This is a genomic window from uncultured Arthrobacter sp., from assembly GCF_902805515.1.
Lineage (GTDB): Bacteria > Actinomycetota > Actinomycetes > Actinomycetales > Micrococcaceae > Arthrobacter_D.
The window spans coordinates 1-17,321 of sequence record NZ_CADCTE010000153.1 but is presented as its reverse complement, the minus strand read 5'-3'; the positions used below and the strand labels follow the sequence as shown (position 1 = coordinate 17,321).

19 protein-coding genes and 2 tRNA genes are annotated in these 17,321 nt (G+C 68.8%); 9 read left to right on the top strand and 12 right to left on the bottom strand.

Annotated elements, in window-relative coordinates:
* Positions 1-116 precede the first annotated feature (116 nt).
* Complete coding sequence (gene phoU, locus QZX79_RS13905; protein WP_120165622.1) at positions 117-776, top strand: phosphate signaling complex protein PhoU; 660 nt, start codon at positions 117-119, stop codon at positions 774-776.
* 127 nt (positions 777-903) lie between these two features.
* Here phoU and QZX79_RS13900 read toward each other — a convergent pair whose 3' ends face one another.
* The gene (locus QZX79_RS13900; RefSeq protein ID WP_294569032.1) at positions 904-1,653 is read right to left on the bottom strand and encodes a phosphoglyceromutase; all 750 of its coding nucleotides are present in this window, start codon (positions 1,651-1,653) and stop codon (positions 904-906) included.
* Between the two features lie 98 nt (positions 1,654-1,751).
* On the opposite strand from QZX79_RS13900, the gene QZX79_RS13895 reads away from it, so the two are divergent.
* Positions 1,752-2,543: a class I SAM-dependent methyltransferase gene (locus QZX79_RS13895; RefSeq protein ID WP_294569030.1), complete on the top strand. Its 792-nt coding sequence runs from the start codon at positions 1,752-1,754 to the stop codon at positions 2,541-2,543.
* A gap of 22 nt (positions 2,544-2,565) precedes the next feature.
* On the opposite strand, the gene QZX79_RS13890 is transcribed toward QZX79_RS13895, so the two are convergent.
* Together QZX79_RS13890 and QZX79_RS13885 are read right to left on the bottom strand one after the other, a co-directional pair.
* The gene (locus tag QZX79_RS13890) at positions 2,566-2,886 is read right to left on the bottom strand and encodes a DUF2516 family protein (RefSeq protein ID WP_246018999.1); all 321 of its coding nucleotides are present in this window, start codon (positions 2,884-2,886) and stop codon (positions 2,566-2,568) included.
* A 4-nt stretch (positions 2,887-2,890) separates the two neighbouring features.
* Entirely contained in the window at positions 2,891-4,057 is a 1,167-nt protein-coding gene (locus QZX79_RS13885; RefSeq protein ID WP_294569025.1) for a PLP-dependent aspartate aminotransferase family protein, read from the bottom strand.
* 82 nt (positions 4,058-4,139) lie between these two features.
* On the opposite strand from QZX79_RS13885, the gene tmk reads away from it, so the two are divergent.
* From tmk to QZX79_RS13865, 4 genes are all read left to right on the top strand, one after another.
* Complete coding sequence (gene tmk / locus QZX79_RS13880) at positions 4,140-4,787, top strand: dTMP kinase (protein WP_294569023.1); 648 nt, start codon at positions 4,140-4,142, stop codon at positions 4,785-4,787.
* Entirely contained in the window at positions 4,784-5,944 is a 1,161-nt protein-coding gene (locus QZX79_RS13875) for a DNA polymerase III subunit delta' (protein WP_120165625.1), read from the top strand. Before tmk ends, QZX79_RS13875 begins: the two co-directional genes overlap by 4 nt.
* On the top strand, positions 5,941-7,512 hold the full coding sequence (locus tag QZX79_RS13870; RefSeq protein ID WP_294569020.1) for an alpha/beta hydrolase: 1,572 nt from the start codon (positions 5,941-5,943) through the stop codon (positions 7,510-7,512). Before QZX79_RS13875 ends, QZX79_RS13870 begins: the two co-directional genes overlap by 4 nt.
* Before the next feature lie 110 nt (positions 7,513-7,622).
* Positions 7,623-7,698, top strand: a tRNA-Thr gene (locus tag QZX79_RS13865).
* Positions 7,699-7,765: 67 nt separating this feature from the next.
* On the opposite strand, the gene QZX79_RS13860 is transcribed toward QZX79_RS13865, so the two are convergent.
* The gene (locus QZX79_RS13860; protein ID WP_294569018.1) at positions 7,766-7,990 is read right to left on the bottom strand and encodes a hypothetical protein; all 225 of its coding nucleotides are present in this window, start codon (positions 7,988-7,990) and stop codon (positions 7,766-7,768) included.
* Positions 7,991-8,140: 150 nt separating this feature from the next.
* Here QZX79_RS13860 and QZX79_RS13855 point away from each other — a divergent pair, with 150 nt between their 5' ends.
* On the top strand, positions 8,141-8,920 hold the full coding sequence (locus QZX79_RS13855; protein WP_294569017.1) for a helix-turn-helix transcriptional regulator: 780 nt from the start codon (positions 8,141-8,143) through the stop codon (positions 8,918-8,920).
* Between the two features lie 88 nt (positions 8,921-9,008).
* Here QZX79_RS13855 and QZX79_RS13850 read toward each other — a convergent pair whose 3' ends face one another.
* From QZX79_RS13850 to QZX79_RS13815, 8 genes are all read right to left on the bottom strand, one after another.
* Positions 9,009-9,251, bottom strand: a complete 243-nt coding sequence (locus QZX79_RS13850; RefSeq protein ID WP_294569016.1) for an acyl carrier protein — start codon at positions 9,249-9,251, stop codon at positions 9,009-9,011.
* Between the two features lie 270 nt (positions 9,252-9,521).
* Positions 9,522-10,361, bottom strand: a complete 840-nt coding sequence (locus QZX79_RS13845) for an aldo/keto reductase (protein ID WP_294569015.1) — start codon at positions 10,359-10,361, stop codon at positions 9,522-9,524.
* Between the two features lie 74 nt (positions 10,362-10,435).
* Complete coding sequence (locus QZX79_RS13840; protein WP_294569012.1) at positions 10,436-10,885, bottom strand: hypothetical protein; 450 nt, start codon at positions 10,883-10,885, stop codon at positions 10,436-10,438.
* 6 nt (positions 10,886-10,891) lie between these two features.
* Entirely contained in the window at positions 10,892-11,548 is a 657-nt protein-coding gene (locus tag QZX79_RS13835) for a bacterial proteasome activator family protein (protein WP_294569010.1), read from the bottom strand.
* Between the two features lie 139 nt (positions 11,549-11,687).
* Entirely contained in the window at positions 11,688-11,897 is a 210-nt protein-coding gene (locus tag QZX79_RS13830; protein WP_120165630.1) for a YbdD/YjiX family protein, read from the bottom strand.
* A complete protein-coding gene (locus QZX79_RS13825; protein WP_294569008.1) occupies positions 11,897-14,173 on the bottom strand; it encodes a carbon starvation CstA family protein in 2,277 nt (758 codons plus the stop codon). The genes QZX79_RS13830 and QZX79_RS13825 overlap by 1 nt, the downstream gene beginning before the upstream one ends.
* A gap of 132 nt (positions 14,174-14,305) precedes the next feature.
* Positions 14,306-14,518, bottom strand: a complete 213-nt coding sequence (locus tag QZX79_RS13820) for a hypothetical protein (RefSeq protein WP_159617104.1) — start codon at positions 14,516-14,518, stop codon at positions 14,306-14,308.
* An 89-nt stretch (positions 14,519-14,607) separates the two neighbouring features.
* Entirely contained in the window at positions 14,608-15,579 is a 972-nt protein-coding gene (locus tag QZX79_RS13815; RefSeq protein WP_294569004.1) for an NAD(P)H-quinone oxidoreductase, read from the bottom strand.
* A 63-nt stretch (positions 15,580-15,642) separates the two neighbouring features.
* On the opposite strand from QZX79_RS13815, the gene QZX79_RS13810 reads away from it, so the two are divergent.
* Both QZX79_RS13810 and QZX79_RS13805 read left to right on the top strand, forming a co-directional pair.
* Positions 15,643-15,730, top strand: a tRNA-Ser gene (locus QZX79_RS13810).
* A 474-nt stretch (positions 15,731-16,204) separates the two neighbouring features.
* A partial coding sequence (locus QZX79_RS13805; protein ID WP_294569002.1) for a lamin tail domain-containing protein occupies positions 16,205-17,321 on the top strand: 1,117 nt, incomplete at its 3' end.

Below are 17,321 nucleotides of genomic sequence, written 5' to 3'. Positions count from 1 at the left end.
GGTGGTTCAACTAACGTTCACCTAAAGCTGCGGGAACGTTCATGAGGGGCTGAAAAGCTGGCCCGCGGACCTGTTCCCGCAGGTGAGTAGCAACTTCCAACGGAAAGGACGCCCACGTGCGTAAGGTTTTTCAGGCCGAACTCCACCAGATTGGCGAGGAACTGATTGAGATCTCGCAGCTGGTGTCGGAGGCCATCCAAAAAGCCAACAGCGCTTTCCAGGGTGCCGATACCGAGCTTGCCCAGGAAGTGATCGCGGCCGATGCCCGCATCGACTTCCTCCAAAACTCCCTCGACGAGCGGGCGATCGACATCCTTGCGCTGCAGGGGCCGGTAGCCAGCGACCTGCGGATGATCGTGGGGGCCCTGCGCATGAGCGCCTCCCTCGAGCGGATGGGCGATCTGGCCCGGCACGTAGCCCAGCTGGCGCGCCTGCGCTACCCGGCCCATGTCATCCCCGAGAAGATCCGCCCGACCTTCGATGAGCTTGCCGTCCTGGACATCCAGATCGCCGGCAAGGTCACCGAGCTGCTGGAGACGAGGAACCTCGACCTCACCAACGAGATCAACGCCGCCAACGCCCGGGTGAACGAGCTTCACGCGGGAGTGTTCAAGGCCGTTGCCGCCGCCGACTGGAACGAGACGGCGCCGACCACCGTCGACGTCACCCTCGCCAGCCGGTACTTCGAGCGCTTCGCCGACCACGGGGTCTCCGTGGCCCGCAAGGTCACCTACCTGGTCACCGGCGAGTGGCAGCCCAGCGCCCCGCTCAACTGACCGGCGTTTACCGAGCGGCGTGAAGTGAACAGTGTGAACTGAACAGACGACGACGGCGGCTTCCGGAAGGAAGCCGCCGTCGCGTTTAAGCCACCGCGTTTAAGCCACCGCGTTCAAGCTGCAGTGCCTAGTGCTTGCCCTGGTTGGCCACGGCCTGGATCGAGGCAGCGGCGGCCTCGGCGTCGAGGTACGTGCCACCGGCCTTGAGCGGGGTGAGGTTGTCGTCCAGTTCGTACACCAGCGGGATGCCCGTAGGGATGTTCAGGGCGGCGATGTCCGTATCGCTGATCCCGTCCAGGTGCTTCACGAGGGCGCGCAGCGAGTTGCCGTGCGCGGCCACGAGCACCGTCTTGCCGGCCAGCAGGTCCTTGCTGATGTCCGACTCCCAGTAGGGCAGGAACCGGTCGAGGACGTCCTTGAGGCACTCGGTGCGGGGCAGGTCCTCCCCGAGGTCCGCGTACCGCGGATCGTTGCTCTGGGAGTACTCGCTGGAATCCTCGAGCGGCGGCGGCGGAGTGTCGTAGGAGCGGCGCCACAGCATGAACTGCTCCTCACCGAACTCGGTGAGGGTCTGGGCTTTGTCCTTGCCCTGAAGTGCACCGTAGTGGCGCTCGTTGAGGCGCCAGTTGCGCTTGACGTCGATCCAGGTGCGGTCGGCGGCCTCGAGGGCGAGGTTGGCCGTGATGATGGCGCGCTTCTGCCGCGAGGTGTAGACGATGTCCGGGAGGAGACCCGCCTCGACGAGGAGGTCGCCGCCGCGGATCGCTTCCTGCCGGCCCTTCTCCGTGAGTGCCACGTCGACCCAGCCGGTGAACAGGTTCTTTTCGTTCCACTCGCTCTGTCCATGGCGCAGCAGAATCAGTTTGTGAGAAGTCATGGGTCCTAGTCTGCCGTATCCCGCGCCGGCGGGCATCCGGGCGCCGGCGGTGCGAGTACCCTTGGACGGTGCACTTTCACCTCCGCGCCGGAAAGCCCGTGGGCAGCATCACCCGCGGAACAACGAACCCCAACCGGCTCCGCCGGGTCGACCGTTGGCTGGCCGGACCGCAGGCGTGGCGCCTGCGCCGTGCGGAGGACCCCCTCGTCGTCGACCTCGGTTACGGCGCCGCACCGGTGACCGCCGTCGAACTGTTCGGACGGCTGCGCCGGGTGCGCCCCGACAGCGAACTGATCGGCATCGAGATCGACCCGGCCCGCGTCGAGGCGGCGCGGCCGCTGGAGCAGGCGGGCCTCAGCTTCCGCCAGGGCGGCTTCGAAGTGCCGGTGTCCGGGCGCCGCCCGGTGCTGGTGCGTGCGTTCAATGTGCTCCGCCAGTACGACGAGGAGGACTATCGAGCGCACTGGGACACGGTGCGGTCCCGGCTCTCGGAGGACGGCCTGTTCATCGATGGGACATGCGATGAGATCGGCAGGCGGTCAACCTGGGCCGCCATCGACCGCCACGGCCCGGTGTCGCTGAGCATCTCGATGCGCTTCGGGGCCTTCACCCTGCCCTCGGACGTCGCCGAGCGCCTCCCGAAGGCCCTGATCCACCGCAATGTTCCCGGCGAAAATGTCCACCGCTTCCTGCTCGCGATGGACCGGGCGTGGCTTGATGCGGCTCCGCTGGCCGCCTTCGGGGCACGCCAGCGGTGGACGGCGATGTGCGCGGCGCTGGCGGAGGCCGGCTGGCCCCTGCTGGACTCGCCGTCCCGCTGGCGCCTCGGCGAGGTCACCGTGGCGTGGAGCGCCGTCGAGCCGGCCGGCACGGCCGAGCGGGCAGCGTAGAGGTAGGTGTGCCTCCCGGGCCTTACCAGGGGCCGTAGGGGCCCTGGTTTCCGCGGCCGCGGATCTCGCTGACCGCCGGCTTCACGTCGGCGAGGTAGACGCACGCGGCGACGACGGCGACCAGCTTGAACAGGCCGAATCCCGGGCTGAGTGCGCTGAAGATGCCGACGACCACGGCGCCGCCGGTAATGGCCATCCAGAAGCCCTTGGTGCGCTTGAGGGTCGCCTCAAAGGACGCCGCCGGGCGCCGCACGCAGTCGGCAAAGGCCCACAGCTCGAGACCCAGCGCAACGTAGCCAAGAACGAGGTACAGGTAGAACTCGAAAGTCAGGATGATACCCACGGAGTTAGCTTAGCCGCTGGGATGCCTTGAGCGCGTTTTCGAGGTCCGCCCACAGATCCTCGACATTCTCGATGCCCACCGACAACCGCACGAGGGCCTCGGGGACCGTGGCCGGCTCCCCGGGCTGGCGGCGCCGGCGTTCGATGAGGGATTCAACCCCGCCCAGCGAAGTTGCCGGCAGCCACAGGCGCACCGCCCCGACCAGCGCCTCGGCCGCTTCGACTCCCCCGGCGGGCTCGATGCAGACGATGGCCCCGAACCCGCTCAGCTGCGCCTTGGCCCGTTCGTGGCCGGGATCCTGCGGCAGCCCGGGGAAACGGACGCGGTCAACCGCCGGATGGCCGACGAGCCGGGCGGCGAGTTCGGCCGCGTTGGCCTGCGCCCGTTCCATCCGCACAGCCAGGGTGCGCAGCCCGCGCAGCGCCAGCCACACCTCGAAGGGACCGGCGATGGCGCCGTGCAGGGTCCGGTGGGCCAGCAGCCGCTCGCGCAGGGCAGGATCGGAGGTCGCGAGCGCCCCCAGGACGACGTCGGAGTGGCCCGACAGGTACTTGGTCACAGAGTGCAGCACCACGTCGGCCCCGGTTTCGAGCGGCCGGGAGAGCAGCGGGGTGTTGAAGGTGTTGTCGGTGACGACGAGCGCTCCGGCGGCGCGTGCGGCGTCGGCCAGGCGCACGGTTTCCGCCACCTCGAGCATGGGGTTGGTGGGGCTCTCCAGCCACAGCATGCCTGCCGGTGAGGCGGGCAGCGCGTCGATCTCCCGCATCACGGCATCGGTGTCGGCGATGTCGACGGTGCGAAGGGTGAACCTGCCGACGGCCGCCTCGGCCGTGGCGAGGCTGACCGAACCGGCGTAGGCGTGGCGCGGCATGATCACGGTGCCCCCGGCCGGCACGAGGGAGAGGGCCGCTGCTGCGGCGCCGAGTCCAGAGCCGAACACGAGGGCCGGGAGGGCTGCGCCCTCAAGCCGGCCCAGCGCCTCCTCGAAGGGATCCCAGCTCGGGTTGGACATGCGCCCATAGACCCGGTCACCCGGCTCAGGCGCCCGGGTCTCGTGGAAGGTCGTTGACAGCACCAGCGGCGGGTTGGCCGGGGCGTCGTGCTCGCGGGCGGGCCTGCCCGCCGCGACGACGACGGTATCGGGAGCCAGCTCGGGGTCGGAATTAGCCATGGGGAAAGGGTAGCCCGGAGGGTTGATCCCCACCGCACCGGCGGCGTCGGCAAGTGGGGGCGGCACTCGGTAGGCTGGGCGTGTGACTCTGTCGAATCCGCATCCGCTGCCGGGACTCTTTGTTGCTTTCGAGGGCGGCGACGGCGCGGGCAAGTCGACCCAGGTGGGCGCGCTGTGCCGGGCACTGGAGGCCGAGGGCGTACCCGTGGTGCGGACCCGCGAGCCCGGCGGGACGCCGGTGGGCGAGAAGCTGCGCGCCCTGGTGCTCGAACACGGGCAGGGCGAGATCGACGCCCGGACCGAAGCGCTGCTGTTCGCCGCTTCGCGTGCGGCCCACGTGCAGCAGGTGATCCTGCCCGCCCTGCGGCGAGGCGACGTCGTCGTCTGCGACCGGTACATCGACTCCTCCGTGGCATACCAGGGCGCGGGGCGCGGGCTGGGTGCCCGGGATGTCGAGGACCTCAATCTGTGGGCGGTCGAGGGACTCCGGCCGGACCTCACGGTGCTGCTCGATGTGGAGCCGCAGGAGGGCCGCAACCGGCGCACCGCCGGCGATGCCCCCGAGGACCGGATGGAATCCGAGCCCGATGACTTCCACGCGCGGATCCGCAGCGCCTTTCTCGAGGCGGCAGACCGCGATCCGGCCCGCTACCTGGTGCTTCCCGCCGCCTCGCCCGTCGGCGACCTGGCCCAGCGCGTGCTGACCGCCGTCCGGGAGCGCCTCGCGTGAGCGTCTGGACCGACCTGCGCGGGCAGGAACCCGTGGTGGAGCAGCTGCAGCGGGCCTCCCGGTCCGGCGCACCCACCCACGCGTGGCTGTTCACCGGCCCGCCCGGCTCCGGCCGATCAAACGCGGCGCGGGCATTCGCTGCGGCCCTGCTGTGCGACCGGGACGTGACGGAGCGGGGCTGCGGCACCTGCAAGTCCTGCCGAACCGTGCTCGCCGGCTCGCACGCCGACCTGACCAACGTCACGACCGAGAAGGTCACCATCACCATCGACGAGGCGCGGGAGCTGGTGCGCAAGGCCCAGGACAAGCCCTCGACCGGCCGGTGGCGCGTGATCATCGTGGAGGACGCCGACCGCATGCAGGAACGCAGCACCAACGTGCTGCTGAAGGCGATCGAGGAACCGCCCCCGCGGACCATCTGGCTGCTGTGCGCCCCGAGCCCCGGGGACGTCCTGGTCACGATCCGCTCGCGCTGCCGCAGCGTGAGCCTGCGCCTTCCCCCGGTGCAGGACGTCGCGGACCTGCTGGTGCACCGCGACGGAATCGACCCGGCCACGGCGGAGGCGGCCGCACGGGCCGCCCAAAGCCATATCGGCGTGGCCAAGCGCCTCGCCACCGACGACGGCGCCCGTGAGCGCCGCAACCAGATTGTGCGGCTGCCGCTGACCCTGCGCTCGGTGTCCGGGGCCATGCAGGCCGCAGCCGACCTGGTGAAACTCGCCGAGGCGGAGGCGCAAAGTTCCTTCGAGCAGCGCGACGCCTCCGAGCGGGCCGCACTGCTCACCGCCCTGGGCGCACCGGAATCGGGAACCCTTCCGCCCTCGATGCGCAGCCAGGTCAAGCGCCTCGAAGAGGACCAGACGCGGCGGGCCAAGCGGTCGAAGAACGACTACTTCGACCGCGCCCTGACCGACCTGATCTCCTTCTACCGGGATGTGCTGATGCTTCAGGTCTCCAGCGGCCGCGACCTCGTCAACGAACCGCTGCGCCCCGAGCTCGAGGCCTTCGCGCGGCGGGAATCGGCGGAGGACACCCTGCGGCGCATCGACACGATCAACGAGGTGCGCGAACGCCTCGTCAGCACCAACGTCTCGCCGCTGCTGGCGATCGAGGCGATGGCCGTCGGCCTCCTGTCCCGGAAGGACCTCGCCTCGTGAGCCCAAAGACCCCTTCAGGCCTGCGCCGCCTGCACCGCTGGGTGGCCTCCGGCGCGGCCGCCGCCCTTCTGCTCTCGGGCTGCACGCTGCTGCCCGGGCCGTCGGCGGACAAGGCCCCGGACACAGGAGTCGTGACGGCGGACCCGGACGCCATCGGCGACGTCCCGGCCGGACTTGAGCCGTTCTACAGCCAGGAGGTGGAGTGGGAGCCGTGCGAGGACGACTTCGCCTGCGCCCGGGTCGAGGTTCCCCTTGACTACAGCGACCCGGGACGGGCGACCATCGAGATCGCGGCAATCCGCGCCGACGCGACGAAGGGCGAGCCTCAGGGGACGATCCTCGTCAACCCGGGCGGCCCGGGCGGCTCCGGGTACAACATCGTGCGGGACGCCCTGCAGCGGGTGGCCAGCGACCGGGTGCGTGCGGACTACGACATCCTCGGGTTCGACCCGCGCGGGGTCAACCGCTCCACGGCGGTCGAGTGCCGCACCGACAAGGAGCAGGACGCGGCCCGCGAGGAGTTCATTCCACCCGACACTCCCGACGAGGAAGCGCTCGAGCGGCTGCGGGCCGAGGCCCGGGAGTATGCCGACCTGTGCGCGGAGCGGACCGGGGAGCTGCTCGGCTTCGTCGACACCAACAGCGCCGCACGCGACATGGACATCCTCAGGGCCCTCGTCGGGGACTCCAAGCTCAACTATCTCGGCTTCTCCTACGGCACCCTGCTGGGCGCCGCCTATGCCGGGCTGTTCCCCGAGCATTCCGGCCGCCTCGTGTTCGACGGCGCGCTGAACCCGGCGCTCAGCAATGAGCAGGTGACCCTCGCCCAGGCGGCCGCCTTCGAGAAGGCCCTGCGCGCCTATGTCGCCGACTGCCAGGCGCGGGAAGGCTGCCCGCTGCCCGGCGACGTCGACGCCGGCGTGGCCGCCGTCCAGGACCTCTTCACCGCCGTTCAGGAGGAGCCGAAGCCGGCCGAGGACGGGCGCCTTGTCACCATCGGCAGCTTCGTGCAGGGCTTCATCCTTCCCCTGTACGACGACTCGAGCTGGCCGACGCTCACCGAAGCGGTGACCACCGCCCTTGAGGGCGACTACACCGACATGATGTACCTTGCGGATCTTTCCTTCGAGCGGGAAGCCGACGGCACCTACAGCACCAATGCGACCGACGCCTTCCTCTCCGTGAACTGCCTCGATTACCCGATGGTGACGGACCCCGAGCAGCTGCGCCGCGACGAGTCGGAGCTGGTGGCGGCCTCACCGACCTTCGGTGAGCTTCTCGCGTACGGAGGTCTGACCTGTGAACCGTGGAAGTACGGACCGGTGCGCGAACCGGCGCCCGCCAGCGCTCCGGGGGCCGACCCGCTCCTGGTGATCGGGACCACCGGGGACCCCGCCACCCCGTACGAGTGGTCGCTCGCCCTGGCGGATCAGCTTGAGTCGGCCGTCCACGTGACCTGGGAGGGCGAGGGGCACACGGCCTATGGCCGCTCCAACGACTGCATCCTGGACATCGTCGACACCTACTTCCTTGAGGGCACTGTCCCCAAGGACGGGGTCCGCTGCTGAAAGGGCAATCCCGGGCGCGCAGGCGGGAGCGCTTTTGACCACCGGGCGCAGGCTCTTATAGAGTTGCTTCTTGTGGATTGAGGGACCAATCGGTCCGGCTCATGAAGCGTGCCTCCTTAGCTCAGTCGGTAGAGCGTCTCACTCGTAATGAGAAGGTCGCCAGTTCGACTCTGGCAGGAGGCTCCACCGGAACCCCGCGCTTCATGGAAGCCGCGGGGTTTTTCCTTGCCCAGTTATTTCCGGCCGGCGGCCATCAGGAGCGCAGGATGTCGTTCCTGCTCCTGGTGTACTCGTCAAGGCTGATCACACCCCGCTTGCGGAGGTAGTCGAGCTCGTTCAGCCTCCGCTCCTTGCTCGGCCGACGGCCCGCCCGCTGCGGCCGTCGACGGGCTCTCATCACCACGACGGCGATATAAGCTACGACCAGCGCAAGCGCCAGCACCGCGATCAGAACGATGTGCCATCCCTCGAGTCGCATGTCCCCCCAGATAATTCGCCGCGCCCCTGGCCCGGCCATTCCGATGCGACAGACAGTACCGCACGGAGGGGACATACCGGAGCGTGCGCTTACCGCTGAACACCTTTACCCGGGGCGGCGTTCAAGGGATCATCGACTGCGGGAGCTGATGTGGAAAAGACGCGAAACACCATCGACGGCGCAGCGCTGAGCGCCGCCCAGTTCCTCAGCGCCAAGGCCTCCGACCCGATCTCCCTCGGCGACGTCGCCGACCACGTCGGGTACAGCCCGTCCCACCTCGTGCGCCTCTTCGAATCCGTCGCGGGAATCCCGCCGGGACGCTACCTTGCCCACCTGCGGTTCGAACGCGCCAAGACCCTGCTGCTCACCAGCGGAGAGCCGGTGCGCGACATCTGCTTCGAGGTCGGCTTCACCTCGCTGGGCACCTTCAGCCGGCGTTTCGCCGAGGGCGTCGGCTACAGTCCCGGGCGCTTCCGGGTGCTGCCCCACATCCTCGCGGACCATCCACCGCGCCCCCTCCACCTGCCCACCGGACTTACCAGCGGAGGAACCATTTCCGGGGTGACCGTCCTGAGCCGCGCGGCCAGGGACGCCGTCGGGCCCAACCCCGCCCTGTACGTGGGACTGTTCACCACGCCCTCCGCGAAGGGCCGGCCCGTGACGAGTTCATTGCTCGACGGCGTCGACACCTTCGCGTTCGTCAATGTCCCGCCGGGGCGGTTCTGGGTGCTCGCCTCGGCCCTGCCCGGTGCGGCCGAGCCGCTGCGGCAACTGGTCCCGCTGCGCAGCGTCTACGGCAGGACGATGCGGCCGATCCTTGTGGGACGGGGCGCACCGCACCACCATGTCGCCATCGAGCTGGAGCCGGCCGAGGAATGGCAGCTACCGGTCCTCCTCGCCGTGCCGGCGCTCGCCTCGGCCGGAACCTGACGCAGCCCCGGCCGGGGCGTGCCGACCTCAGGTTCCGGCGCTCGCCTCGGCCGGAACCTGACGCAGCCCCGGCCGGGGCGTGCCGACCTCAGCTCATCGCGGGCCCGGTCTGGCCCGAGTGCATCAGGTCGCCGAGGAATTCATGGCACTTCTTTGCACGCTCGGAATCCTCCGCCATGACCTGCTCGAAGAACCCGGCGATGTCCTCCCGCCCGGCATTGCGGGCATCACGCACATACTGCCCATAGTCGTGGCCGGCCTTGAGCGAGTGATACTGCAGCGAGATGAGGTCAAAGGAAACGTCGTCGAATCCGGTTTCGCCAGTAGCCATCATGCACCTCCATAGTTGGGGACAACAGGTGGTGTCAGGTTAGGACCGCCGCGGAAGGCCGGGCAACGCGGAATTGGCTCATCTCTTCCGCTCGCAAAGCGTCGTCACCTCTGGTAGCAAAACGGCCCTGATGGGCGCCCTGCGGCCCCGGACGCAGGAAGGCCACCCGACCGGACCGGGTGGCCTTCCTGCAGGGACCAGCGTCCCTTCATACGGCTTAGCCGAGGGAGCTACGCGCTGGCTCGGCCAACGCGCGGCGCCTGGCTGGAATCAGGCGAAGTCAGCCGTCGCGGGGTCGGCGCCGATGCGGCCGGCCTCACCCTTGTCGAGCGCGGAGATGGCCTGGATGTCCTCGTCGGCGAGCTGCACGTCGAGTGCGGCCCAGTTCTCCGCGATGCGGGACTCGGTGACCGTCTTGGGGATCACGACATTGCCGAGGGCGAGGTGCCAGGCCAAAACGACCTGTCCCGGGGTCGCGCCGTGCTTGGCGGCGATGTCCTTCAGCACCGGGTCCTCGAGGAGGCCCTTGCCGGAGCCCAGCGGCGAGTAGGCCTCGTGGAGGATGCCCTTCTCCGCGTGGAAGGCCCGCAGTTCGGGCTGGCTGAAGTAGGGGTGGGACTCGACCTGGTTGATGACCGGCACGACGCCGGTCTCGTCGATGATCTCCTGGAGCGCCTCGATGGTGAAGTTGGAGACGCCGATGCTGCGCACGCGCCCCTGATTCTGCAGTTCGATGAGCGCCTTCCAGGTGTCGAGGTACTTGCCCTGCTTCGGCTGGAGCCAGTGGATCAGGTACAGGTCGAGGGTTTCGAGACCCAGCTTCTCCATTGACTTGTCGAACGCCGCAAGGGTGCTTTCGTAGCCCTGGTCGGAGTTCCAAAGTTTGGTTGTGATGAACAGATCCTCGGTGGGGATGCCCGAGGCCGCGATCGCACGTCCTACCCCGGCTTCGTTCCCGTAGATCTTCGCGGTGTCGATGTGGCGGTAGCCGGCCTGGAATGCCTGGCCCACCACCTTCTCGGCCGTGTCGTCTTCAACCTGCCACACGCCAAAGCCGAGCTGGGGGATCGAGAGTCCGTCGTTGAATTTCAGTTCTGGTGATGTAGTCATAGGGACTTAACTAATCACATCGGGCATCTATTTCACAACGGCAATCTTCAGTACCCTTAGCACCTGCAGGAGGCCTAGTCCGGAAGCTGGCGTTCGGCTTCGAGCACATCCTCGACCACAAGTTCGGCCCGCCGCCGAACGTTGTCGAGTCCTGCGGAGGCCACGCCCCACCGCTCCCCGTCCAGCCGCGTCATGGCCGCGGCCTCCGCCGTCGTGGCGAGGGTATTGCCGGCGCGGGAAAGGGCCCGATGGACCGAGATCACGGCGCCGGGGATATCGAGGCCCTCGCTGGGCCACTGCGCCTGGGCCCGGGCACATACGGCGCGCACCCGCGGCAGCAGTTCCCCCAACTGGTTGGCGACGGCGACGAGTTCGTTGTACACGTCGTCGTCCTCGACGCCTTCGAGGATCTGGTGGTACCGGTCGAGGCCGCGCCGGAACCGGTCGTGGGCGCGGCGCCACACCCCGTTCCCCAGGTCGGCGTCATCCTTGCGGCCCTGCCGGGCCGCAGCAAACAGTCCCATCGGTCGTTAGAGGTACTGGCCGGGCCCGCGGTGCTCCGGGTCCGCCGGTGCCTGCTTGCCCGGGGCGCGGACGGGCTCGCCGTCCGCGCCGACGACGACGCCGGGGGCGATGACGGTACCCGGCGGGAGCTGGCGGAGCTGGAGCTTGGCGGCAAGCTGCTGATTGGCCATCTGCTGGGCGGCGAGGGCCGTCTGGATGCCGTGGAAGAGTCCTTCGAGCCAGCCGACGAGCTGCGCCTGGGCGACCCTCAGCTCGGCGTCGGTGGGAACGGAGTCCTCCTCGAACGGCAGGTTGATGCGGTGCAGCTCCTGCACGAGCTCCGGTGCGAGGCCATCCTCGAGTTCCTTGACCGAGCGCTCGTGGATCTCGGCGAGGCGGGTGCGGCCGGCGTCATCGAGCGGTGCCGAGCGCACCTCCTCGAGGAGCTGCTTCAGCATGGTGCCGATCCGCATCACCTTGGCGGGCTGGTCCACGAGGTCCGCAAGGGACGCGCGGACCGGCCCGGGGGCGTTCGATGCTGATTCCGGCGCGCCGGAATCAGATCCCGGGGTTTCGGAGGCCGAACCCGGGACCGCGGGCCCTGACAGCGGGCCGTCACCGCCAAGTACCGGTTCGGAGTCGGGGACGCCGGATGAAGAACTGCCTGGCTGCTGTTCGGTCATGGGTTTATGTTCTCACGCGCGGCCGGAGGGGCGCTGGTGACGCTCCGCCGATGCCGCGCGTGCCCGACCAACGAAAAAGGACCGGCCGGAGATGTCCCCCCAAGGGCATCTCCGACCGGTCCGGTCTTTCCGGGGGCGCCTAGCAGCAGCGCCCTTCAGGATTGGCGTCCTGGCGGTCCGTCCGGTCCCGCCAGAACTGCCGCTCGGTCATGGGCGGCTCGGAGCAGTGCGACGCCTCGTGGTGTTCAAGGTAGGCCGCGTAGGCGTTCTCGCCCATCACGCCCTTGAAGAACCACGCCACCCCGCGTGCCGCGTCCCGCGCCCTGCCGAGGGCAGTTCCGGTGCTCATCAGTGACCGGACCTTGCCGGGCGCTTGGCCGGCCCGAGCGCGTTCCACTGCGCCTCCAGCTCCTTTTCGGGCGGGGTCGGGATCAACCCGGCGGGCGCGTAGATGCGTGAGGGCACCGGAGCGTCTTCCGTCTCGTCGCCCCCACCGTTGCGGTAGGCCCTGATCGTGGCGAGGATCGCCGTGATGATCACGATGATCGCCAGCGTCACGAAGACGATGGAGAGGGTGCCCTGAATGAAGGTATTGGTCACCACCTTCTCCATGGCCTCAACCGTCGGGGCGTTGCCGAAGCTCTCCTCACCGGCGGCGAGGGCGTCCTTGAACGCGTTGTGCTGCGCCCAGTAGCCGATCGCGGGGACCGGGGAGAAGATCTTCAGGAACGACGCCGAAATGGTCACCACGGCGGCGAAGGCCAGCGGAAGCGCGGGGATCCACAGGTACTTGAAGGCCCCCTTCTTTGCGCAGATCGCCATGCACACCGCGAGCGCGATGGCGGCCAGCAGCTGGTTGGCGATGCCGAACAGCGGGAACAGCGTGTTGATGCCGCCAAGCGGATCGGTGACGCCCATGATGAGGATCGCACCCCAGCCGGCGACCATGATCGCGGTGCAGAGCCACGCCCCGACGCGCCACGAGGTGTCGCGGAAGCGCGGGACGAAGTTGCCGATGCTGTCCTGGAGCATGAACCGGGCAACGCGCGTCCCGGCGTCGACGGCGGTCAGGATGAACAGCGCCTCGAACATGATGGCGAAGTGATACCAGAACGCCATCGCGCCGCCGCCTCCGAAGAGGCCCTGCATGATCTGGGCGATGCCGACGGCGAGCGTCGGCGCGCCGCCGGTGCGGGAGACGATCGATTCCTCACCGACGTTGCCAGCCAGCGAGGTCAGCGCGTCGGGGGTGAGGTTCACGCCCGTCAGCCCGAGGCCGTTGACGAAGGCGACGGCGCCCTCGACCGTTCCTCCGGTGGCTGCCGCCGAGGAGTTCATGGCGAAGTAGATGCCCCGGTCGATTGAGAGCGCGGCAACGAGGGCCATGATCGCAACGAAGGATTCCATCAGCATGCCGCCGTACCCGATGAAGCGGGCCTGGCGTTCCTTCTCGATCAGTTTCGGCGTCGTCCCCGACGAGATCAGGGCGTGGAAGCCCGAGAGCGCGCCGCAGGCGATGGTGACGAACAGGAAGGGGAAGAGCGGGCCGGGGACCACCGGGCCCGTACCCGTTGCGGCGAACTCGCTGACGGCGGGAACGCTGATCTCGGGGCGGGTGATGATGATGGCGACGGCCAGCAGCACGATCGTGCCGATCTTCATGAAGGTCGACAGGTAGTCACGCGGTGCGAGGAGCAGCCAGACCGGCAGGACCGCGGCGATGAAGCCGTAGATGATGATGCCCCACGCGATGGTGACGCGGTCGAGGGTGAAAAGCGCGACGCCCCATTCCGTCTCGGCGATCCAGCCGCCGGCGACGATGGCGAGCATCAGCAGGGCGAAGCCGATGAGGGAGACCTCGGTGACCTTGCCCGGCCGCAGGAAGCGCAGGTAGACGCCCATGAACAGCGCGATCGGGATGGTCATGGAGACCGAGAAGACACCCCAGGGGCTCTCGCCGAGGGCGTTCACGACGACCAGGGCGAGGATGGCCACGATGATGATCATGATGGTCAGGGTCGCGAGCAGCGCCGCCGTACCGCCGATGACGCCGAGTTCCTCGCGGGCCATCTGGCCCAGCGATCGGCCGCCGCGGCGCATTGAGAAGAACATGACGAGGTAGTCCTGCACCGCGCCGGCGAGGATTACACCGACGATGATCCACAGCGTGCCGGGCAGGTAGCCCATCTGCGCGGCGAGGACCGGGCCGACGAGCGGGCCGGCGCCGGCGATTGCCGCGAAGTGGTGTCCGTAGAGGACGCGGCGGTCGGTGGCCACGTAGTCCTTGCCGTCCGCCTTGTACTCGGCGGGGGTGGCACGGCGATCATCGGGCTGCAGCAGTTTGCGCTCGATGAACTTGGAGTAGAACCGGTAGGCGATGAAGTAGGTGCTGACCGCCGCGAAGACGAACCAAATGGCGTTGACGGTTTCGCCTCGGACGATGGCCAGCATGATCCAGGCGATGCCGCCCAGCAGGGCGATGCCTACCCAGAGCGCGATTTTCGCCGGTGTCCACCGGCGGTCCTCCGCGTCAGCCACCGCCGCGTCAATCGCGGTGGGCGGAAGATCGGGGTCGGTCTCGAGCACGGCTTTGTGCCCGTGCGCCCCGTTGTGCTTCTCACTCATGATGCTCCCTTGGAATACGAGTGGTGTGATGCACACGAAGGTAGCAACCTACTGAGGTGCACGTCACATCTCAAGGCGCCGACGGGGCTCTCGTCGCCGAAGGGCACCACCGGTGCGGTGAGCGGTCCGGCCTCAGCGGCCGTCGTTGTCCCGGGCGTTCGATCCTTCGCTCAGGCTGGCATGCGTATGCGTGCGGGGGTCCTCACCCTCGTTGGCGGTGTCCTGCGGGCCGCTGTCGACGCCGTCGGGCACCTGGTCCGCGAGGTTCTCGGTGAAGCTGTCGGCGGCCTGCGCCAGTCCGCTCTTGTCCTTCTCACCTGCGTCGTCGTTGGCGCTGGATGTCATGGTGTTCCTCCTTGGTCCGGGTGGACGCCTCAAGATTCGCACACTCCCCGCCCGCAAGGAAACATGCTTATTGTCCCGGCGGAGGTTGACTAGACGGTCAGGAGGATCTTGCCCGTGTGCTCCCCGGAATCGAAGTACTCATGGGCGGCGGCGGCCTCGGCGAGGGGGAAGGTGCGGCCCACCAGGGGCCGTACGCGTCCGGCCGCGACCAGCGGCCAGACCTCCCGCTCCACGGCGGCCATGATCTCCGCCTTCTGCTTCGGCGGCCGGGCCCGCAGGGTGGATCCGGCGATGCTGGCCCGCTTGGTCATCAAGACCCCCAGGTTCACTTCGGCCGTCGCGCCGCCCTGCAGGCCGATCACCACGAGGCGGCCGCCGACGGCGAGCGCCTGGATGTTCCGCTCCAGGTACTTCGCTCCGACGACGTCGAGGATCACGTCGGCGCCCGCACCTCCGGTCGCCGCCCGGACCTCTTCGACGAAGTCCTGCTCGCGGTAGTTGATGGTGGCGGCCGCGCCAAGGGACGCCGCCAGCCGCAGCTTGTCCGGCGACCCCGCGGTCACCAGCGGCACTGCGCCGAAGGCCCGGGCGAGCTGGATGGCCATCGTGCCGATGCCGCCGGCACCGCCGTGGATCAGCACGGTCTCCCCTGCCTTCAGCCCCGCGGTCATGAACAGGTTGGAGTACACCGTCGCCGCGGTCTCCGGGAGGGCGGCGGCCTCGACCAGCTCCACTCCGTCCGGCACCCCACGGACCTGCCCGGCCGGCACGGCGACCTTCTCCGCGTAGCCTCCGCCGGAGAGCAGTGCCACCACTTCGGCGCCGGCCGGGAGGGTGGATCCGTTTGGGTTGGAAATCCTGCCGGAGACCTCGAGGCCCGGGTATTCGGAGGCGCCGGGCGGCGGTGGGTAGACCCCGCGGCGCTGCTGCACGTCGGCGCGGTTCAGGCCGGCGGCGACGACGTCGATGACCACCTCGCCCGGCTTCGGCTCCGGGTCCGGAACCTCCCGCAGTTCGAGCATTTCCGGTCCTCCCGGACCGCGGATGACGACTGCTTTCACGGGCGTTCTCCGTTCGATTTGGGATTTGGGTGGGGCAGGTTCCCATGAAACACTACTCAGTGGGGAAGGTTGTCCGAGCGGCCGAAGGAGCTGGTCTTGAAAACCAGTGGGCGGTTACCCCGTCTCAAGGGTTCGAATCCCTTACCTTCCGCTCCCTGAAGAATGGCCCCGGCATCAGCCGGGGCCATTCTTGTCTCTCCGGCTCCTGTGCCTGCGCGCCTTCGCCCCGCACTCCAGCACCCCGCACCTGCGCCCCGCAACTTCAGCACCCCCGCCGAGTGCGCACCTCACCACCCTCCCGGCCCGCCGCAGCGTGGTCGCCTGCGCATTCGGCCACCGGCGAGCGCTGCCAGGCCAGACGCAGCGTGGTCACCTGCGCACTCGACGAATTGCGGGAGCTGCTTGTGTCAAGACCCCCAGCGAAAGATTCCCTAAATCCGCGCACGGGGCTTCCCCTTGCGGCCACCCCTTGTTCACCATTAGCTGGTTGGATTACCACGGGTCCCGTCCGTCACAGGGATCACTGCTGTCCAACCCACTGAAGAACCGCCGTCCGGGCTATGAGGGCCGGGTGTGCGTCCCCCACAGGCTGTAACCCAGCCAATCTCAAGGAGAGTCTGACCGAATGATCAATTCGCCATGGAAAGGTGCGCTGTGCACGGCGCTGGCGGTGGGGATGCTCGCCGCACCCACCGCAGCGCTCCCGGCCAGCGCACAGGAGGCTCCGCAGGCAACCGTCGCGGGCGGCGTCGTCATCAACGAAGCCTTTGTAACCGGCGGCAGTGCTGCCGCGCCCTACCTCAATAAGTTCGTTGAGCTGTACAACCCCACGGACACACCCGTCAGCGTCGACGGCTGGTCCCTTCAGTACCGCTCCGCAGCGGGCACCACGGCCCCGACCGGCATCACGGCGCTGGCCGGCACGATCCCCGCCCGGGGATACTTCCTGGTCCGCGGCTCGTCCAATGGACCTGTCGGCGAGGCGCTCCCCGCACCCGACATCGCGGGCAACCTCAACACGAGTGGAAGCGCCGGCACCATCCTGCTCGCACGCCAGGCAACCGCGGTGAGCCCCCTGCCGGTTAACTCGGTCACCGGACACCCGGCTGTCGTCGACCTGCTCGGCTACGGCACCTCGAACACCTTCGAGGGGACCAAGGCCGCAGGCCCTGGCGGCGGACAGCAGTCGATGAACCGCACCGCCGGCGCCGACACCGACAACAATGCCGCCGATTTCACCCTCTCCGCCGCCGTGACGCCCACCAACTCCACCGGAACGCAGCCACCGCCGCCGCCCACCGACCCGCCGGCCGAGCCTCCCGTGCCCGGCGCCGTCGTGCCCATCCGCGACATCCAGGGCACGGGCACCGAGACCCCGCTCAAGGGAACCACCATCACAACGCGCGGCAAGGTCACCGCGGCCTACCCCACCGGCGGGTTCGCGGGCTTCTACCTGCAGACCCCGGGCACCGGCGCCGCCGAGGGCCAGACCGCCTCCGACGCCGTCTTCGTCTTCTCCCCGGAAACGGTCGCCTCGGTGGCACCGGGCGACTACGTCGAGGTCACCGGAACCGCAGGGGAATTCTTCGGCCTGACCCAGCTCACGGTCCCCGCCGGCGGGCTCTCGAAGCTCACCGAACCCGCTGAAGAGGTCAAGGCGGTCTCAGTGCCGCTTCCCGCTACCGAGACCGCCCGCGAGGCCCTCGAGGGAATGCTCCTCCAGCCCGCCGGTGACTTCACGG